The organism is Apilactobacillus apinorum (genome assembly GCF_001281175.1).
Taxonomy (GTDB): Bacteria; Bacillota; Bacilli; order Lactobacillales; family Lactobacillaceae; genus Apilactobacillus; species Apilactobacillus apinorum.
In genome coordinates, this window is sequence record NZ_KQ440395.1 from 338,623 (window position 1) to 358,542 (window position 19,920).

Annotated in this window: 18 protein-coding genes and 1 other annotated feature; of the genes, 12 read left to right on the top strand and 6 right to left on the bottom strand. The window is 33.9% G+C overall.

What is annotated here, in order from left to right:
- The 7 genes from RZ74_RS01215 to RZ74_RS01245 all read left to right on the top strand — a co-directional run bounded on the left by RZ74_RS01215 (nucleotide 1) and on the right by RZ74_RS01245 (nucleotide 8,063).
- Nucleotides 1–690, top strand: a complete 690-nt coding sequence (locus RZ74_RS01215) for a response regulator transcription factor (RefSeq protein ID WP_053949640.1) — start codon at nucleotides 1–3, stop codon at nucleotides 688–690.
- A complete protein-coding gene (locus RZ74_RS01220; protein WP_053949641.1) occupies nucleotides 680–1,888 on the top strand; it encodes a sensor histidine kinase in 1,209 nt (402 codons plus the stop codon). The genes RZ74_RS01215 and RZ74_RS01220 overlap by 11 nt, the downstream gene beginning before the upstream one ends.
- Nucleotides 1,878–3,248: a D-alanyl-D-alanine carboxypeptidase family protein gene (locus tag RZ74_RS01225; RefSeq protein WP_053949642.1), complete on the top strand. Its 1,371-nt coding sequence runs from the start codon at nucleotides 1,878–1,880 to the stop codon at nucleotides 3,246–3,248. The genes RZ74_RS01220 and RZ74_RS01225 overlap by 11 nt, the downstream gene beginning before the upstream one ends.
- Nucleotides 3,249–3,347: 99 nt before the next feature.
- Nucleotides 3,348–5,306 (top strand): KxYKxGKxW signal peptide domain-containing protein, encoded by a 1,959-nt coding sequence (locus RZ74_RS01230; RefSeq protein ID WP_053949643.1) that lies wholly within the window; start codon nucleotides 3,348–3,350, stop codon nucleotides 5,304–5,306.
- The gene (locus tag RZ74_RS01235) at nucleotides 5,303–6,712 is read left to right on the top strand and encodes a hypothetical protein (RefSeq protein ID WP_053949644.1); all 1,410 of its coding nucleotides are present in this window, start codon (nucleotides 5,303–5,305) and stop codon (nucleotides 6,710–6,712) included. The genes RZ74_RS01230 and RZ74_RS01235 overlap by 4 nt, the downstream gene beginning before the upstream one ends.
- A gap of 256 nt (nucleotides 6,713–6,968) precedes the next feature.
- The gene (locus RZ74_RS01240; protein ID WP_083437143.1) at nucleotides 6,969–7,703 is read left to right on the top strand and encodes an AzlC family ABC transporter permease; all 735 of its coding nucleotides are present in this window, start codon (nucleotides 6,969–6,971) and stop codon (nucleotides 7,701–7,703) included.
- 27 nt (nucleotides 7,704–7,730) lie between these two features.
- Nucleotides 7,731–8,063: an AzlD domain-containing protein gene (locus RZ74_RS01245; protein ID WP_053949646.1), complete on the top strand. Its 333-nt coding sequence runs from the start codon at nucleotides 7,731–7,733 to the stop codon at nucleotides 8,061–8,063.
- Nucleotides 8,064–8,151: 88 nt separating this feature from the next.
- On the opposite strand, the gene RZ74_RS01250 is transcribed toward RZ74_RS01245, so the two are convergent.
- Both RZ74_RS01250 and RZ74_RS01255 read right to left on the bottom strand, forming a co-directional pair.
- A complete protein-coding gene (locus RZ74_RS01250) occupies nucleotides 8,152–9,243 on the bottom strand; it encodes a PTS sugar transporter subunit IIC (protein WP_053949916.1) in 1,092 nt (363 codons plus the stop codon).
- Nucleotides 9,244–9,433: 190 nt separating this feature from the next.
- Nucleotides 9,434–10,621, bottom strand: coding sequence for an SAM-dependent methyltransferase (locus RZ74_RS01255; protein ID WP_053949647.1), 1,188 nt, complete (start codon nucleotides 10,619–10,621; stop codon nucleotides 9,434–9,436).
- 160 nt (nucleotides 10,622–10,781) lie between these two features.
- Between RZ74_RS01255 and RZ74_RS01260 the strand changes: the two genes are divergently transcribed.
- Nucleotides 10,782–11,828, top strand: coding sequence for an AI-2E family transporter (locus RZ74_RS01260; RefSeq protein WP_083437126.1), 1,047 nt, complete (start codon nucleotides 10,782–10,784; stop codon nucleotides 11,826–11,828).
- Nucleotides 11,829–11,897: 69 nt separating this feature from the next.
- Nucleotides 11,898–12,590 carry a 2,3-diphosphoglycerate-dependent phosphoglycerate mutase gene (locus RZ74_RS01265; protein ID WP_053949648.1) on the top strand — a complete coding sequence of 231 codons (693 nt, stop codon included), beginning with the start codon at nucleotides 11,898–11,900 and terminating at the stop codon, nucleotides 12,588–12,590.
- A gap of 89 nt (nucleotides 12,591–12,679) precedes the next feature.
- On the opposite strand, the gene RZ74_RS01270 is transcribed toward RZ74_RS01265, so the two are convergent.
- From RZ74_RS01270 to RZ74_RS01285, 4 genes are all read right to left on the bottom strand, one after another.
- The gene (locus RZ74_RS01270; RefSeq protein ID WP_237756908.1) at nucleotides 12,680–13,609 is read right to left on the bottom strand and encodes a polysaccharide deacetylase family protein; all 930 of its coding nucleotides are present in this window, start codon (nucleotides 13,607–13,609) and stop codon (nucleotides 12,680–12,682) included.
- Entirely contained in the window at nucleotides 13,599–13,910 is a 312-nt protein-coding gene (locus RZ74_RS01275) for a hypothetical protein (RefSeq protein ID WP_053949649.1), read from the bottom strand. Before RZ74_RS01275 ends, RZ74_RS01270 begins: the two co-directional genes overlap by 11 nt.
- Nucleotides 13,910–15,127 (bottom strand): glycosyltransferase, encoded by a 1,218-nt coding sequence (locus RZ74_RS01280; RefSeq protein WP_053949650.1) that lies wholly within the window; start codon nucleotides 15,125–15,127, stop codon nucleotides 13,910–13,912. Before RZ74_RS01280 ends, RZ74_RS01275 begins: the two co-directional genes overlap by 1 nt.
- 210 nt (nucleotides 15,128–15,337) lie before the next feature.
- On the bottom strand, nucleotides 15,338–15,802 hold the full coding sequence (locus tag RZ74_RS01285) for a MerR family transcriptional regulator (protein WP_053949651.1): 465 nt from the start codon (nucleotides 15,800–15,802) through the stop codon (nucleotides 15,338–15,340).
- A 154-nt stretch (nucleotides 15,803–15,956) separates the two neighbouring features.
- Here RZ74_RS01285 and RZ74_RS01290 point away from each other — a divergent pair, with 154 nt between their 5' ends.
- From RZ74_RS01290 to tyrS, 3 genes are all read left to right on the top strand, one after another.
- Entirely contained in the window at nucleotides 15,957–17,399 is a 1,443-nt protein-coding gene (locus tag RZ74_RS01290; RefSeq protein ID WP_053949652.1) for an MDR family MFS transporter, read from the top strand.
- 3 nt (nucleotides 17,400–17,402) lie between these two features.
- Entirely contained in the window at nucleotides 17,403–18,173 is a 771-nt protein-coding gene (locus RZ74_RS01295) for a DUF4811 domain-containing protein (protein ID WP_053949653.1), read from the top strand.
- A 47-nt stretch (nucleotides 18,174–18,220) separates the two neighbouring features.
- Nucleotides 18,221–18,435 (top strand) — a binding site (T-box leader).
- Between the two features lie 40 nt (nucleotides 18,436–18,475).
- Entirely contained in the window at nucleotides 18,476–19,732 is a 1,257-nt protein-coding gene (gene tyrS, locus RZ74_RS01300) for a tyrosine--tRNA ligase (RefSeq protein WP_053949654.1), read from the top strand.
- Nucleotides 19,733–19,920 lie beyond the last annotated feature (188 nt).

Consider the following 19,920-nt stretch of genomic DNA (forward strand, 5'->3'; position numbering starts at 1 on the left):
ATGAAAGTACTAGTAGTTGACGACGATCAAGAAATTGCTGAATTACTAAAAATTTACATAAGAAACGAAGGATACGAAACCGTGATTGTAAATGACGGTGAAGCAGCATTAACAGAATTAAGAAAGAACTCAGATGTAGGTCTAATGATCTTAGATATCATGATGCCTAAGATGTCTGGTTTCGAAGTTCTAAAGCGCGTTAGAAGAGAAATCAGTTTACCAATCATGATCCTTTCTGCTAAGGCTGAAGATATTGATAAGATTGAAGGACTTGTTGGTGGGGCTGATGATTATATCACTAAACCATTTAACCCGCTTGAAGTAATGGCTAGAATGCATTCTATTTTACGTCGATACACCGATAAAGTGGTTGTTGGTGAACCAGAAGTATTGAACGTTTCATCATTAACCATTAATCGTGAATCTCATGAAGTTAAGACCGAAGATGGTAGCACCATTCAATTAACTGCAATTGAATTTGGTATTTTATACCTATTAGCTAGTCATCCTGGTCGTGTTTACTCAGCTAACGAAATTTTTGAACGTGTTTGGCGTCAAGAAAGTATCATTTCAGCTAAGACTGTTATGGTTCATGTTAGTCACTTACGTGATAAGTTAGAAGAAGCCACTGACGGTAAAAAGATTATCGAAACTGTTTGGGGAGTTGGATATAGAATCAATGAAGACTAATACAAAAACAATCCAGTTAACACATAAAGAACGCATTAGCTTATTTACTGATGCTGTTTTAACTAGTTTGTTTATTTTAATTATTAACTTTTTGGTTTTTTTCGCTACAGAAGTATATTACTCAACCCATCCAGATTGGCGTAATACTCTAATTAGATTTGGAAATTCCTTGATTGCTGGTAACCATATTGAATTATGGAGCTGGAGTAATGGGTTCATCGTAATGATTGCGGCACTTGATATGTTTGTGCTATATATTCGTCTATTTATGCATTATAAACGTATTCAAGAACAACACATCATTCGTGATTTACATTACATTGCTGACGGAAACTTTGACTATACAATTCCCTATAAACTATTAGGTGATGATCAAAAGATTGTTGAAAGTATTAACATCCTAGTTAACAACGTGATTCATTCAATGTCTGAAGAATTAAACACTGAACGTTCTAAGGATGAATTGATTTCCAACGTTTCTCATGATATTAGGACGCCTTTGACTTCGATCATTGGATATCTAGGACTTATTGAGAATAAACAATTTAAAAGTGAAGAAGAACTATATAAGTTTATTCATGTTGCATACTCAAAAGCAAGACAAATGAAGTCATTAGCTGATGATTTATTTGAGTATACTAAAATAACCGATAAAGATTTTAATAAATTAGAGACACATAAAATTGAAATGAAGGCTATGTTAGATCAAATAGCAGCTGAATTTGATCTAGAAATGGCTGAAAAGGGAATGCAGATTCATAGTAAGACTAACTTTGATACTTTGATAATTGAAGCCAGTCCAAACGATTTAGCCCGTGCTATTAATAATTTAATTACGAATGCACTAAAATATGGTATTGGTGGAAAGAATATTTATGTTGAAGGGTTTAGAGTCAATGAAAAAGAACTAGAAATTAAAGTTTCTAATGATGGTGAAAAAATTCCGGAAGAATCTTTAAATCATGTTTTTGATCGTTTCTATAGGGTAGAAACATCTAGAAATAAATCTACCGGAGGAACTGGATTAGGTTTAGCAATCGTTTTTGAAGTAGTTAATATCCATGGTGGATACTGTTCAGTAGCCTCTAGTGACGAATTAACGACATTTACGCTTCATTTGCCAATCAAACATGGTGAAAAGTTAAAACCAAATCGAAGCGAAGTAGATAATCAGGAGGTTATCGAAGATGCTAAATAAACTTGCTATTAAGTGTAACTTAATAATAGTGGGTCTGATGCTTTTACTTTCCACACCAGTGATGGCGTTTGCCGCAACTAATGTAGCTAATTCCAACACTAATAAGACTGTGGAATTACAAAGAAGTCAGCTATTAGATAAGGAAATAAGTTATTTATTAAAACACAATAAACCACTTCCATTAACCGCCAAGTCAGCCATCGCGATTGATTATAAGACTGGTCAAGTGTTATATGAAAAGAATGCTTATCAATCATTACCTACCGCTTCGATGAGTAAAGTACTAACTTTATATGTAACTCTTAAACATATTAAGGAAGGTAAAATTCATTGGAATGATAAGGTAACAATCAATAAAGCATTACACGATTTAAGTGTTGATCATAATTATGCCAATGTTAAATTAACGCAGGGAAAGCAATATACCATTAGACAGTTATATCAGGCCGCCCTATATTCTGAAAATGCTGCGACAATGGCTTTAGGATACGGAGTTGCTCATGGGAGCACTCAACGTTTTGCATTAATGATGCGTTCTGAAGCCAAGAAGATTGGTATTACCGATGCCAAAGTATATACTGCCTGTGGATTAACCAATGGAGAAGTAGGCTCACTGGGATTTTCTAATGCTTCATATGATGCCGAAAACGAATTATCAGCACGTGATATGGCATTATTAACCATGCATATTTTAAGATTGTATCCACAAATTTTAAAAACCAGTTCAGCAAATACTACTCAATTTGAGAATACCACAATGCTAAATTGGAATTGGATGATCAAAGGTCGTAGTCAAGCTTTACCTGATATCAAAGTAGATGGTCTAAAAACTGGAACTTCAGATACTGCTAAAGCTTGTTTTACTGGAACTGCTGTTAAGAATGGTCACCGTATCATTACAGTCGTAATGGGTGTTCCTAATGCCGGACAATATGATCCAGCTCGTTTTATTCAAACTAGAAAATTAATGAAGTATGTTTACGCTAAATATCACTATGTTGCTTTAAACAAGGGCGAAAGCCTTTCGGTTGCAACTAACCGTCAACACAACAGCGTAATTGATGTTCCAAATGGAAAACAAAAATCTGTTGAAGTTGGCATTGCAGCTAATCAAGGAGTTTGGTTAACTAAGAATCAAAGACTAGAAGTAACTAAGATTAATGCAATTAATAAATATGCTAAAGGCAATGGAGTTGACGCTGGAACTTTTAAAGCAGGTGATACAATTGCTAAAGCTAAGTTCAATGGTATTCGTTATATCAAAGGAGTACCTACAACAGTTAATTTAATTGCAAAAGACCAAGTCGATAAAGCCAATATCTTTGTAAGATTTTGGAGATCGATGACTAGTTGGTTTTAAAAAAGATCTACCAATATGGTAGGTCTTTTTAAATAGATTAATAATCTATTTAAAATTTGTTATAATAAATCTAACAAACGAATTCAAGGAGATATCATAATGTTTAATGATAGGGAAAATAAAGTACACTATAAAAGCTATAAATCTGGCAAACATTGGGTGGTTAAGGCAATCGTGACTACATCAATGGGATTAACATTTATATCAGCTAGCAATTACCATAAATTAAATGTAAGGGCTGATACTGTAGAAAATACTTCAAGTAGCACTCCGGTTTCAAGTTCTAATCAGACAAGTTATTCAGATTCAGGAGCATCAATTTCAAGTTCTCCCGCAGATAATTCAAATCAAGATGTTACAAGTTCAACACAAAGTACACCATCAAATAGTATTGTTAGTGGATTAACAACCATTAATGGTGTTAAATATTTCCAAGATGAAAGTGGAAATATTCAAAAAAATGTGATTGAAAATGTTAATGGTCAAAAGATGTATTTTGACAATAATACTGGTGCGCTAGTAACTAATCAATACATAACAATCAATAATGTTAATTACCATGCTGACTATAATGGTTCCTTAATGGTTGACAATTCACATACGCAAGAATCATTAATGACTAATTCTACTTTCAATCAAAACTTTCATTACAACGTTCCAAGGGGGTATGCTAACGATATTCAGTCTATCATTCCACACTATAGTAATGGAAAAGTAGATTATTATGATGTCTATTATTTATATAATCCCTACCCAACAACACACATATCTTCTGATCAATGGTATCATCTAACAACTAAGGACTTTAAAACTTTTACACCATCATATCCAAGTGATCCAACTTCCATAAAAAATGTTGCTATTCCAGATCCTATTTATCAAGCTGGAAACGGAAGCGAAACTAACCAAGTAGAAGATGGAAATAAAACTAATTGGTACTATGCAGCAACTGGATCTATCATTGATAATGATGGATTATTAACTAATGATCAATGGGGAAATTCAATTTCTAAGGACGCCAAGTTAGCTTATTTTACTGATTTTGGTCCTATACAAACAATAGTTTTAGCGTACAGTAATAATGGTGAACAATTTCATGCATACCAAGACAAACCTCTTTTGTCTGCTGCAGTCTATAATAGACAAACTTACGATTTCAGAGATATTCAAGTCCAAAGATTGAGTGATAATAGCTTGGTTGGTTATGTCGCTGGTGGTTGGGCAAAGAAAATATTTGTATTTACCAGTAATAATGGTGTTAACTGGTCTCATAATTCCGACAACGATATTGATTTATCGTCGATGCAACCTGATGGATATGGTGGCCCCTTCGAAGTAGAAACTCCACTGATTAGAATCATTAATAATCAAACCTTTATGTTTATTAGTTGGCACGGTGGAAACATTAGAGCTAGTGCATATGTAAATGGACAGATAGGATCAAACGGTATTTTTAAATTAGATTCATCAAGTAAGATTACTAATATGGATGGTTCTAACTATAAAAGTGATACTTATGCTGGTAATAGTGTAAACTTAGATTCGAATAATTTAATTAATGTTAATTGGAGTGGTGATTGGATTTATTCTCCAATTATTAGCCAAGCTTTTAAGAATATTTCTCAACATAATGGGAACTTCACTTTATCTAGAATTATTCAAAATAATAATGGTCAGTTAGTATATATTCCCATTGAACCAGATAATAAATTAGTTAATAGTTATAGAGTTGAATCCAGTTCACAACCAATTATGATTGGTACAAATAACAAATTAGATTTTGCATTTGATAATGCTTCACAACCTAAAACAATATCATTTACCCGCAACGAAGGAACTACAACTATTACTTTAGATTCAAATGGAATTACTGTAAGTCGTCAAAATAGTATCAATCCTAATATGGATAAAGACGTAACAACAGTTTTGGATAATACAAATATTAGTAAGATGGAACTATATGTAGATAACAATTCAATTGAAGCATATCTACCAGAAGCTAATAAGAGTTACAATATTATTAATTTTAGCCAACGCAAAATGAACCATATACAATGACAGTAAGCGCTCCAGCAACTATTGATAATTATCAATTTGGATCATCAGACGGTTCTAATAATAACGACTCGATTAGTTCAAATATTCAATCACTACAAGGATATCTAAGCAGTGATAATAGTATATTGAACCAGTTACAAAATCAGGCTGGTGTTGATCAAAATTCAGTAGCAACAGCGATAAACAACATCAATTTAGCGAATTCATATTTGAATACTGCTGAAAGTAACATTCAAACATCTAAGGGACTTGGTGATGATGCTAGAGCAGGTCTATACACAGACATTGCGAACTATTACTATGGATTAGCTAAATCAATAGAAAAGAATGCAAGTTCAGTTATTTTAAAGAATGGAACTGCCTCATCAAGTTCATTTAACGGTAACAACATTGTAGTTTCAAATGATAAGAGACAAACAGGAATCATCACTGACAGTCAAGGTAATTCCCATTACTATGATGCTAAAAACGGATATGAATCATACAATACTTTCTACATTAATAATGGAGATACTTATTATTTCGATCAAGATGGTAATATGGTTAAAAATCAATTCGTTGAGATTAATCCTAATACAGGATTGAAGTACTATTTTGGTACTGATGGTAAAGCCTTACTAGGCAAACAAACTGTTAATGGTGCCACATATAATTTTGGTTCTACAGGAATTATGGTTGTAAATGACTTTGCTGAAAATGCTGATAATACTTTGTCGTATTATGGTACTGATGGTAAATTAGTTACTAATGATATTGTATTAAATAATGTAAAACTAAGTATTAACTCAAATGGTGTAGTACAAGGTAACGATTATTATGTACAATCACCAACTAATAATAGTGTCTATTATTATCTTGTGCATAATCTATCAGTAGTTCCACCAGTTAATAATCCAGGGTCCTTTGGTGGAGGAGATTTTGCTTTTGGCGGTTTTGGATTAACAACAACTGGTAGTAATACAACCAATAAGACAACTACTAAGACTTCAAGCAAGAAGAAACTACCAATTTATCCAGATTTAGTTAAGTTGAGAAAACAAGCACATAGCAAGCAAAGTCAACTTAAGAAGGATACAAAATCATTATCAAAACTTAACAAGCATACTAAGAAGTACAAGAAGCTAATGAATCAATACAATGATCATAAGAAGCAATATGATTCAATTGTTAAGCAAAGGGATGCTTTAGCTAAGTACTTCAAGTACGTTAAGTTAGTGAAGACTGATAAAGCAACGGTTAAGAAGTTAACTAAGCAATCAGTTACTGCAAAAGCCAAGTTGAAGAAGCACAATACAAAGGCTAATAAGGCCTCATACAATCAACTAACAGCTAAAATCAAAAAGCTTAACAATAATATTAATAAGTACAATAAGTACATTAATAACTTTTTGAAAAATTATAAATAGAAAAAAGAGCCGTCAAAATTGATGGCTCTTTTTTATTAACTTGATTAGATTATTATGAACTTTGGCTAAATTTATGCAAATAAGTTAGATAATTCAAAGTGATTTGCGTTATAATATTAATAACGTTTGATTTTTCGGTCAGACAACTAAATCGTTGAAAATTAAGACCTATTGTTTTTAAACGGGGGAATATTATTTGACAAAGCAAGTACCAAATCCAAATGAACCGCGTTGGCTTACTAACTTAAAGACAGCAATGCCTTTAAACATTAGCTACGTTCCCATTGGAATTGCGTGTGGGATTTTACTACATGCTGCTGGTTTTAATACTTTATTAACCGCATTAGTATCATTAATGGTCTTTTCAGGTGGAGCTCAATTCTTAATTGCTTCCATGTTGACCATTAATTCACCATTATTATCGATTGTTATCATGATGTTCTTCTTGGAATTAAGATACGCATTATTGGGATCTAGTATCTCTAAGTACTTACAAGGAAAATCATTCTGGTTTACAGTATTTTTTGCCGTTTCATTGAACGACGAAACTTACGCTGTTAACTACTTGAAACTTTCCACTGATAAGAAGTTTACTGCTGCCGATGCTCTTCAAATCGAACACTACGCATTAGTGGTATGGACAGTTAGTACCATCATTGGTAGTGTCGTTGGATCATCTCTATCCATTAATTTGACGGTAGTGCATTTTGCTTTAACAGCATTATTCATTTACATGATTGTGATGCAAATGAAGTCACTACTTAAATTATTGGTGATTCTTTTAACAATTGGATTAGCAATTTTCTTTATGTTATTAATGAAATCCACTCTTGGTTTAGTGGTATCTACATTGTTAGCATCTTTCGTTGGATTCTTTGTTGAATCATGGATTAGAAGTCATTACGAAAAATACAAAAAGAATCGTTTACTTCGCTTATTCAAGAACCCTGCTGGTTCACCTGAAGATAAGTTCGAAGAAGAGATGGATTAGTTTTTACAACGGATTAGGAGATATTCTATGGAATGGAATTCAACTCAACATTTTTGGTTGATAATTTTATGTTTTGCAGTTGCATTTATCCCTAGATTTGTCCCACTAGCTTTCTTTAGAACTAGAAAGATTCCTAAGTGGTTTAACGAATGGATGGGTTATATTCCAATTGCATTATTTACTTCATTGGTAGTAAAAGATTTATGTATTACCTCGTCATATACTTTATCAGTTGCTGGTAAAGCACCTGAATTAATTGCTGCATTAATTGTGTTCATCATTGCTTATTGGACCCGTTCAATGGCATTATCTGTTATTTTAGGATTGTCAGCAGTATTAATTTTAGCCGCATTTATATAGATAAAAAACAAAGCCCTAGCGAATTTTCGCTAGGGCTTTTTAAGTTACGTTCAGTATTTTATAGGAAGGTTTTATTATGGTTTAAACATTATACAAGATCGATGCGCATATCTTCATCTTTAATCTTATGTGCAGCTTTTAGAACTTTAACTAGTACAACAGAAATGACTGCTGGAACGACAACACCTAGGACTAGATATGTGATTAACTCTGAGATACTTTGTGAAGCGATAGTAATAGGGGCGATAAGTGAGTTAAGCCCTAGTCCAGCTAATTTGTATGATATTGAGAAGTGGAAGACTAAAGTTCCAATTGGTCCAATAATTGCAGATGATACCATCCCTGGAATGACGATATATGGATTCTTAGTAATATTACCAAATTGAACTTTAGGAGTAATTAAACCTTGCGCGATGTTTGCACCGGGTTTGTTTACTCGGTATGACATAACAGTGTATGAAACAAATTGAGCGGTAGTTCCTAATAAAGCAGCACCAGAAGATAATGGATCTAACATAACTGCGATTGCTAGGGCTGCTGAAGAAGCAGGGGTCATTAGAAAGACTGACCAAACGACAGCAATGACAAATGAACCTAAGAATGGGTTCACTACCATTGATTTAGCGATTACACCTGATAACCATACCAAAGCGGGAGTGGTGACTGTCGCAAAAGCTAAAGCAGCGATAGAACCAATTCCTGTGGCAGAGAAAGGTACTAAGAACATGTCTAATGGAGTTTTGCCTGTTAAGTACTTTCCAATCATTGTAGCAACAACGGCACCACCTAAAGCACTAACTGGTTGACCAATCATGAAGACGGCTGATCCAGCAGGTTGTGGTAAGACGTGACCGGTAGCAGTTACTGCGTTAGTGACTGCTGATGTGAAGAAGACGTTGTTCGCACCAACCGTTGCAGCAATCATGGAACTAAATAAAACTAATGTATTCGTTTTTAATTGAGAAGCCACCGCAGCTCCAATTGCGGGAGCCATTAAGTATTGGCAAATTAATCCAATTTGAGCTAAAGCAGGCCAGTGAACAAAGTTGGCGATTGCTCCTAATAATAATCCAACACCTAAGCAGACTAAAATGGCATTAGATACCCCGTTAAAAACTAAATAAACACTATCCTTAAACCCAGACTTCGCTTTATAATCAGCCATGTTGGCAGCATCCATCTGGGGCGAATCTTTCGCTGTTGAATATATCATATTGAATCAACTCCTTTACTTAATGTAAGTGAAAAAATTAAATTTATATTAGATTTATTCTAATTGAAATTTAATCTATTAAAACATAGTAATAAAATAAAAGCAACATAAAATAAAAAACACTGACGAAATTTCATCAGTGTTTTAGTTTTGGTGATTATTTTTTATTTTCATACATATAGTCACGAGTGATTGGAAGTTCTTGTCCTGAAGGTCCTTTTGACATTAAGAATTGCATAACATCAATATTACCAGCCTTAAATGAACCAGCACAAGTCTTTAGGTATAAGTCCCACATTCTAATGAATCGTTCATCATCACCCATAACTTCTTTTACTTCGTCTAAATGGTCGTTGAAGTTTTTATCCCAATGTTCCAATGTGTATTGGTAGTGTCTTCTTAATGATTCCAGATCAAAAATTTGAAGACCATTGTTAGTGATGTGGTCTAAGTTTTCAGTCATACCTGGAATATATCCACCAGGGAAGATGTACTTATTAATCCAACCGTTATAGGCACCACCTTGTTGTCTTGTAATTCCATGAATTAAAGCAACACCGTGATCTTTTAAGTATTTGTTGATGCATGAGAAGTATTCGTTAAGGTTTTCTTTACCAACGTGTTCAAACATTCCGACTGAAGTAATATAGTCAAAATGTTCGTCACCTAATTGACGGTAATCCTGTAGGCGAACTTCTGCTTGATCTTGTAATCCAAATTTTTCAATTTGTGAATTTACGTAATCACATTGTTCTTGGCTTAATGTTACCCCAACAACATTTAAGCCATATTCTTTAGCGGCAGTTAGCATTAATGTACCCCAACCACAACCAATATCTAGTAAAGTACGACCAGGCTTAGGATTCAATTTTTCGATGATGTGACGTACTTTTCTCATTTGAGCTTCGTACAAGTCACCATCTGGTTTATCAAAGTAAGCACATGAATAAGTCATTGTCTTATCTAACCAAATCTTATAGAAGTCATTACCAATATCGTAGTGACTTTGAATGTCCTTCTTACTTGTGGACTCATTATGATTTTGCTTAGGTAGGAAATTAATGTATTTATGGTCGCGAATAAAACTAGTTGATTTCTGGTATGCAGAAACGATTAAATCTTCAATGCTACCGTCAACTTCAATCTTGCCATCCATATATGCTTCACCTAAAGCGATAGAAGCATTTTTTCTAATATCCTTAATTGGAATAGGTTCTTTCATGGTAATAACGGCTTTTACTTCGCCATCACCATATTTTTCAGATTTGCCGTCCCAATAATTTACTTGAATTGGTTCGTTAAATCCGTGTTTAAAAAATGTTTTAAAAAAAGTTTTTTCAAACATGCGAACAGTCCTTTCTCTAATTATAAACCACGAGACCATTATACTCTTTTATCATTGATTTTTGTAAGCATTGGTCTTATAGAATTTGATTTAATTAAATAAAAATTAATATTTAAAATGTTATAATATATCTACAGAAAAAATAATAGCGAGGTGGCTTATGAAACTGTGGGATAAATTTATTACTAACGTCGCTTTAAGACGTTGGTGTGTCTTGATTTTAATTGTATTCGTTTTATATATTATGCGAGATATGATTAGTATGCTGCTATTAACATTTATTTTCTCTTTGTTAGTTACCAAATTAGTAACTTTCATTAGAAAATATATCAGAATACCAGCGCCAATTCTGGTGATAATAACATATCTATTGTTTATCGCTGGAATTGTAACAGTCGTTGCGATTTATTCACCGGTCATTTATGATCAAGCAATCGCAGCATCTAAACATATCATTCAATTCTATGAAGATCCTAGTAACCTCCATGGAACTACTCAAATTAAGGAAATGATTGTGGAATTCATCCACCGTTCTAATTTCATTAGTGAGATGAAAGGCAGTGTTAGTGTTATCTTTGATTACCTTTCAAGTATTGGTCAAATGGGAGTGACATTCTTCTTATCGTTAATTTTGAGTTTCTTCTTTACATTGGAAGAAAAATCTATGGCTGAGTTTAGTAAACGCTTCTTGGACGCAGAATTTTCATGGTTCTTCCAAGATATTTACTACTTTGCTAAGACTTTTACTAAGACATTTGGGGTTGTTTTGGAAGCTCAATTTTTAATTGCGTTATTTAATACTATTTTTACCACAATTGTGTTGGCATTCCTTGGCATACCAGACTTAATTATTTTGGCATTAATGGTCTTTATTTTAAGTTTAGTACCTGTTGCCGGGGTGATTATTTCACTAGTTCCATTATCAATCGTGGGGTATTCTGTAGGTGGTTTCAAATACATCATTTACTTAATCGTAATGATAGCTGTAATTCATTTTGTGGAAGCTTATGTATTAAATCCAAAACTAATGTCTTCTAGAACAGAATTACCAATTTTCTACACATTCTGCGCACTATTGATTGGTGAAGAAATTTTCGGTGCATGGGGGCTAATCGTCTCAGTTCCTATTCTAGCGTTCTTCCTAGAACTTTTAGGAGTTAAGGGAGAAAAGAAAAAGACAATAAATATTAAGAGAATTACCAAATAGGATGTAAATTTTTCTATTTTGGTGTAAAATTGTATTGTTATTTAAGAAATTGAAAGGGGTTTTCAACTCATGTCAAAACTTGTATTAATCCGTCACGGACAAAGTCAATGGAACCTATCAAACCAATTTACTGGTTGGGAAGATGTTGATTTAAGCGATAAGGGTGTTGAAGAAGCTAAAGAAGCTGGTAAATTAGTTAAGAAGGCAGGCCTAGAATTTGATTTTGCATACACTTCAGTTCTAAAACGTGCCATCAAGACTCTTCACTACGCATTAGAAGAATCAGACCAACTATGGGTCCCAGAAACTAAGACTTGGAGATTAAACGAACGTCATTACGGTCGTTTACAAGGTCTAAATAAAGAAGAAACTGCTGAAAAGTACGGAGATGAACAAGTTCACATTTGGCGTCGTTCATACGATACTTTACCTCCACTATTGAGTGCAGATGACGAAGGATCAGCTGTAAATGACCGTCGTTACAAGGATCTAGATCCTAACTTAATCCCTGGTGGTGAAAACCTAAAGGTTACTCTAGAACGTGTTATGCCTCTATGGGCTGACGAAATTGCTCCTAAGCTATTAGATAACAAGAACGTTATCATTGCTGCACACGGTAACTCACTACGTGCATTAAGCAAGTACATTGAAAGAATCTCTGATGATGACATCATGGATCTTGAAATGAAGACTGGTGAACCAGTTGTTTACGAATTCAACGACAAGCTAGAAGTAGTAAACAAATCAAAATTAGATAAATAATAAAATAAAGCCCTTTGAGGGCTTTTTTATTTTGCTCGATAAAAGAGATACTAAAAAAAACCATCCTCGTTTGAGGACGGCTTTTATTTTTATGATTTAGCAGCTAACCATTCACGAATACTTGGCCAACTATTTGTGTTAATAATCATTCTTGGTGTGTAAATCAAATCACTGTGATCACCGTTACCGTTGTTGTAAACAGTACCGGAATCAAGAGTACCAACCCAACCTAAATGTTGAGTAGCTAAGAATTGAGAAATTCTAGGAGTACCACCACCGTAAGGGTAGGCGAATGCTTCAGCATAAGTACCAGTATGTTTTAGAAGAACTTGTCTTGATTTGACGAAATCCTTAGTAAAACGATCATAGTTCTTAGGTAGGTTAAAGATAGGCACTAAGTTGGCAGTTAAGTAATGCATGTTGTTGGTGTGCACACCAATAGTCATTAAGCTACCAGCTTCTTTTTGTGCATATTTTAATTGTGACCAAGTTGCTAGTTGAGTACCTTCACGGTAACGACCAGTGTTACCAGTAATGATGAAAGTAGTAAATGGATACTTGTATTTCTTCATAACTGGAATGGCATTATCAATAGTAGTTCTGTCAATATCATCAAATGATAGAACAGCGTATTTACCTTTGATAGGCTTGTTTGAGTTAGTCATTTTAACCATCTCTGCACCTGAAATCACTTTAATGTTGTGATCATGTAGGAACTTCATTTGTTCTTTAAAATGGTTTAAAGGAACATCGAAATCATGAAGTTGAGAGTTAGTTGAAAGAGTTCTTGATAGGTTAACACCTAGGTTGTTCTTTAAGATACGGTGGTAACAAAAAACAATAATCCCATTTTTGGCTTTTTCTTCTTGCTTAGTTAGACCGTAGTATTCACTACTACCTTTATCGTATTCCACTGATTTGTGGATTGTAAATGACATTAATAAGAATAAGGCAATTCCTAAGATAATAACGATTATCTTACGTTGCTTTCTGGTCATTTTCTTTTCGTTACTTGACATTCTTATTGACCCTCCGTAAGTATCCTAATCTGAAACTAGAATAGATAGCAGTTACTGCAATTAAGAAGATGACCGCAAATAATAGCTTCATGTATAGTTGATAGTTTAGGTTTAATAATAGGTAGAAACTAACAAAGTCGTCACTGTAGAAGCCGAATAAAAAGGCGAAGTTAACAACTAAAACGAAAACTACGTATAACCATAGGATTGTGAACAATGCGATATGGAATAATTTTCTTAGTAAACTACTTTTTTTTCTAATTACAAATGTTTCGTAATCTTTATCGTAATTTTTTTTCATTATTTTACCCCCCGGTCAGGACTACTCCAGGTACCAACATTTTCAGGATCTAAGAAGAATGAAACTAGTGCTAAGATACATGAAATCAAGTTGACCATCCAGTAGTAAACAATGTATGCAGGGATTAATAGTAAATCAACAAAATTTAGTAGGGCTGATTCATGAGAACCAGTAAAACCAATAATGAATTGCAAAATACTTACGATGATTAATACTAGTAAAACATCACCATCTAATTGAACTTCATGAATTAATATTAAGTTGAATAAATATGAAATAGTACTTAATGCTGTTAAAACAGCCCACAAACTACTAATGATTGTTTCATACATTAATGCTTTTTGAGTAATGCTACCGTGCAATAGTAAGTCATTGTTCTTGGCGATAACTTCCATACCACCACGAGCCCAACGACGACGTTGTTTGATTAAATTTTTAGTGTTTTCAGGAACTAAAATCCAACAAACAGCTGATGGTTGATAACTAACTTGCCATCCTTTACGATACATCCTCCAAGTAATATCGATATCTTCTGTAATAACATCAGTGTGCCAACCACCTACATCTAATAGGGCGGCTCTTCTGAATCCAACAATAACACCAGAAACTGTATTGATACGACCATATAAGAATGCCTGCGCTTTTTTAATGATATCAATCACACCGATATATTCTAGTAATTGAAGACGACCTAATACAGTAGTTCTGTTTCTAACAACTGGTTTTCCGGCAATGGCACCTAGTTTTTCGTTAGATTTAAGCGTCTTCACTAATTCGCTAACTGAATTTTTTGCTAATAGGGAATCAGAGTCGATACCGACAATGTATTCACCTTCAGCAACAGCGAAGCCTTGGTTCATGGCGTTAGCTTTTCCTTGGTTAACATCGATTGGAACAACTTTAATTGTGAATTGATCAGCGTATTGCTTTTGCAATCTGTACATGATATCTAGTGTATCATCATCACTTTTATCATCGATTAATACTACTTCAAAATTCTTGTAGTCGATGTTAGAAATTGATTGGATTGCTTCGTTTAAAGTATCACTTTCGTTATGGGCTGGAACTAAGATAGAAACTAAATCAGAACCATCCACATTAGAGAACTTTTCGGAACGTCTAAAGATGCTTCCATAAATAGCACCTACGATCCAGATAGCGGAAACAGCAATTGGATAACCAATAATAAAGTCGTTAATTAAACCTAAAAACCACATTATAATGACTTCCTCCTTAAGGATCACTAAATAAATAAGACATTAGAATAGATATAAATATCTTAAATTTTATATTTATATCTATTCTAAAAAACCATATATTTATCATATTTTAATTATAAAGTAAAAGCTCGAATATATCAAAGTCTGAGAACTTTTAAGACAATATTATTACAAACAAAAAATGAATTCCATATTTGGAATTCATTTTTAATTTTTTTTAACAATTTGTGCAGTAAGTTCGCCATTTTCATCAACAAACATAATGTGTTTATCTGGGTCTCCTTTGATAGGACCCATGTCGACAGCTGTATTATCATCAACTACATTGATAGATTCAAAACGTTGTCTAGCAATGCGGTGAAGGAGACTTCCCGTCTCATCAAAAACTGATGCTTTTTCAGCGGCTTTAGCTAAAGTAAACCCTGAATCTAGAAAAGATTTGATTAATTCGACTTTGATTACAGCAGAGTAGGGATAACGGTGGTTTGTATTTTTATCACCTTTATTGCAACCAATATATCCTTTTTGTTCCCAATACCTGATTTTACTTTGTGGCACATTACAAGTTCTAGATAATCCACCAATGCCAATTGATAAATCTAAGTCTTTCATCAATTCATGAATGCGTTTAGAGTAGTCATTGATTTCATCTTTAGAATATTTCTTCTTCAATAGTGTCACACCCCTTTTGTTTGATTATTATAAACTATTATATATTTTTTAAAAACGTTGTCAAATTTGTTGACAATGTTTTTCATGGGTTGTATATTAGTCATTGTCGAAATTTATAGGGAATATAATTTTTTATCAGAAAAGGGGTCAGAATATGAACGTAGATGCAAACGGAAAATCATACAATAAGATTATGCTAATCATCATCTTATTAGTTGGTACTTTCTGTACTATTTTAAATCAAACAATTTTAGCAACTGCGTTTCCTACATTAATGAAGGATTTCTCCATTAACACTTCAACAGTGCAATGGTTAACATCTGGATTTATGTTAGTAAACGGAATTGTTATCCCGGTTAGTGCTTGGTTATCTAACCGTGTTAATACTAAATGGCTTTACTTAGGCGCAATGGTTGTCTTTGAAGCCGGAACTGTCCTAGCTTTTTGTGCACCAAACTTTGGAACACTTTTAGCTGGTCGTTTAGTTCAAGCGCTTGGAGTAGGGGTAACTATGCCTTTACTACAAACTATTATGCTAAGAATCTTCCCACCTGAAAAACGTGGTGCTGCCATGGGTCTATCTGGTGTTGTTATCGGATTGGCTCCAGCAATTGGACCAACACTATCAGGTTGGATTTTAATTAACTACACTTGGCGTGACCTATTTGGAATCATTATTCCAATCGTCGCGGTTGTAATCTTATTAGGTCTATACTACATGCGTCCAATTTTACCAACTAAGAAAGAAAAGATTGATGTATTGTCATTAATCCTATCAACTATTGGTTTTGGTAGTGCATTATATGGATTCTCAGAAGTTGGTACTGATGGTTGGGGTAGCGTTACTGTTATTTCAACATTAATTATTGGTGCAATCTTCGTCGTATTATTCATCTGGCGTCAATTAGTAATTGACAAGCCATTCCTAGACATTCGTGTCTTCAAATCAACTAAATTTACAATTGCTACTATCTTAGGTTCAATTACTATGATGGCTTTAGTAGGTTTTGAAATGGTATTACCACTATATCTACAAATCGTTCGTGGTATGAATGCTTTCCATTCAGGACTAAGTCTATTACTTGGTGCTTTAATGATGGGGATTGTTTCTCCATTCGCTGGTGCTATCTTTGATAAGCACGGAGCTAAGAAGTTAATCGTAACTGGTTTAGTACTATTATTCTTCGGTACTCTACCATTTGCATACATTACTGCAAACACAGGAATTGCTTACATTATTATTCTATATGCTGTTAGAACATTCGGTATGGCCCTTGTAATGATGCCTTCAACTACTTTTGGTATGAACGCTCTACCTGATGACAAGATTAGTCATGGGACTGCAGTTAATAATACTGTAAGACAAGTTGGAGCAGCGATTGCTACAGCCGTACTAGTTTCAATTCTTTCAAACGTAACTACCAATCATATGCCTGCTAAGTCACTATTGAAACTTGATCCATTAGCTTACAAAGATTCTGTGATCTCAGCTACATTAAGTGGATACCACGCAGCATTCTGGGTAGCCGCAGTATTTATCATTATTGGTTTTATTGCAACATTCTGGCTACACGACAGTAAAAAAGGAGGTAAATAAACAATGATTTTATTTGTACTATGTATTTCTGCATTCTTATTCTTCTACTCTTTCAACTTAGTTACTAAGAATAAGGCAGTACACGCAATTACTTCAATTGTATTTGCAGTACTATTCATCTTATCTACTTTCTTTATTACTATTAACTTCCATGATCAATATGGAATGCACAAAGTAACAAATGAAAAAACAACTACATTAGTATCAAGTATTCCTAAGGGATTTGATGCTTTAATGTACCAACCAATCGGAACTTCTGGTAAAGATAAAGTGGTTATTTTCCGTACTAGCGAAAAACAATCAAAAGCTAACCCTACAAGTACTGATAAAGTAGAAAACAAAATCATTACTACTAATGATAGTAAAGCTAAACTAGTTACTAAGACTGTTAAGTATGAATACAATTCATCAGCTAATCGTTTCTGGTTTGATTTAGCCCAAAAGCCAACTCGTGTTAAAACAGTTCATTACTTCTATGTACCAAAATCATGGATGGTATTAACTGTAAACCAAGCAAAAGCACTACCAACTGTAATTAAAGAAATTAGTGCTAAGAACAACAATGCTGCAAGTCAAGCTGCCATGAAACAAGCTGGCGCGGAATATGTACAAGCTCAAGTAAAAGCAGCTATGATGAAAAATCCTAAGATGACATCAGCTCAACAAAAGGCAGTTGTCAAGAAAGCAACTGCTGAATTCCAAGCTATAGCGCAAGCAGAAGCACTACAAAAGATGATGCCAATGATCAAGGAAGCATTAAGTAAAATTAAATAATGTTGACATTTATTTCAAGGCTGATTATTATGATAGTATCTATTAAATAAATAGCTAAGAAGTAGTTACCAGTATTTAATGTGAACTGGAAATTAGAAACCTGATGTTACTGCAAATTAGGCCGACACATTAAAGAATTACACCTACCGAGCTTATCCATATATGGACGAGTCATTTCGTTAACAATGATATGAGAGATCATATTTTCAATATGATAACTTGGGTGGTAACGCGGATTAACAAACAACATTTCGTCCCTGACAATTTATTTGTCAGGGACTTTTTATTTGGAGGGATTACACATGGACATTATTGATGATTTACAATGGCGTGGCGCTATTAATCAACAAACAGATGCAGACGGACTAAAGAAAGAAGTTAATGAAAAGAAGTTTGGTCTATATGCCGGAATTGATCCAACAGGAGACAGTATGCACGTTGGACACTTAATTCCATTTATGATTTTAAAGAGATTCCAATTAGCTGGATTCAAACCAGTAATCCTAATTGGGGGAGCAACAGGTTCAATTGGTGACCCTTCTGGTAAGAAAGCAGAAAGAAAGCTTCAAAGTATGGAACAAGTTAAATACAATGAAGAACGTTTAACTAACCAAATGAAGAAGTTGTTTGGTGAAGATGGCAAGTTCCAAATCGTTAATAACTACGATTGGGCTTCACAATTCTCACTACTAGATTTCCTACGTGATTACGGAAAGAGATTTAACGTTAATACAATGTTAAATAAGGAAATTGTTTCAAGTCGTTTAGAAACTGGAATTTCATACACTGAATTTACTTACCAAATTTTACAAGCAATGGATTTTGAACACCTATACAAAAATAATGATGTTGAACTACAAATCGGTGGTGCCGATCAATGGGGTAACATTACCGGCGGTATTGAGCTAATTCATAAGACTCAAGGTGCAGACGCTAAGGCATTTGGTTTAACTATTCCATTAATGCTTAAAGCTGATGGAACTAAGTTTGGTAAGACTGAAGGAGGAGCAGTATGGTTAGATCCTGAAAAGACTACTCCTTACGAATTCTACCAATTCTGGATTAATACAGATGATAGGGATGCTATTAAGTACTTGAAGTACTTCACATTCCTAGATAGAGAAGAAATTGAAGACTTAGAAGACAAGGTTAAAAGCGAACCTTGGAAGCGTGAAGCACAACGTCGTTTAGCAGAAGAAGTAACTGAATTTGTTCATGGTAAAGACGCCGTTGTAGAAGCACAAAATATTACAGAAGCATTGTTCTCAGGTAACGTTCAAGATTTAACTACTGCAGAAGTAGAAACTGGATTCAAGAACATGCCATCAGTAGAAGTTAGTGCAGACAAGAAGAACATCGTTGAATGGCTTGCAGATGACACAGAAATTGAACCATCAAGAAGACAAGCAAGAGAAGATGTTAAGAATGGTGCAATCAGAATTAACGGTGAAAAAGTAGATAACGTTGATGCTGATATCGATCCAAGTCAATCATTTGACGGAAAATTTGTCGTTGTTAGAAGAGGAAAGAAGAAGTACTACTTAGCAAGAATTAAATAAACAATATTTTTTGAAGCGAGTTGATGAAAATCAATTCGCTTTTTTTATAATCTATCATTGACTTTGAATTGGATAGCTGGCATAATAATAAAAGTCGTTAAAAAAGAATTTCAAAAAGGATATTCCTTAACGAAAATAAAATTTAATAAGTTGTTGACACAGCTTGTTAATCTTGTTATGATATATAA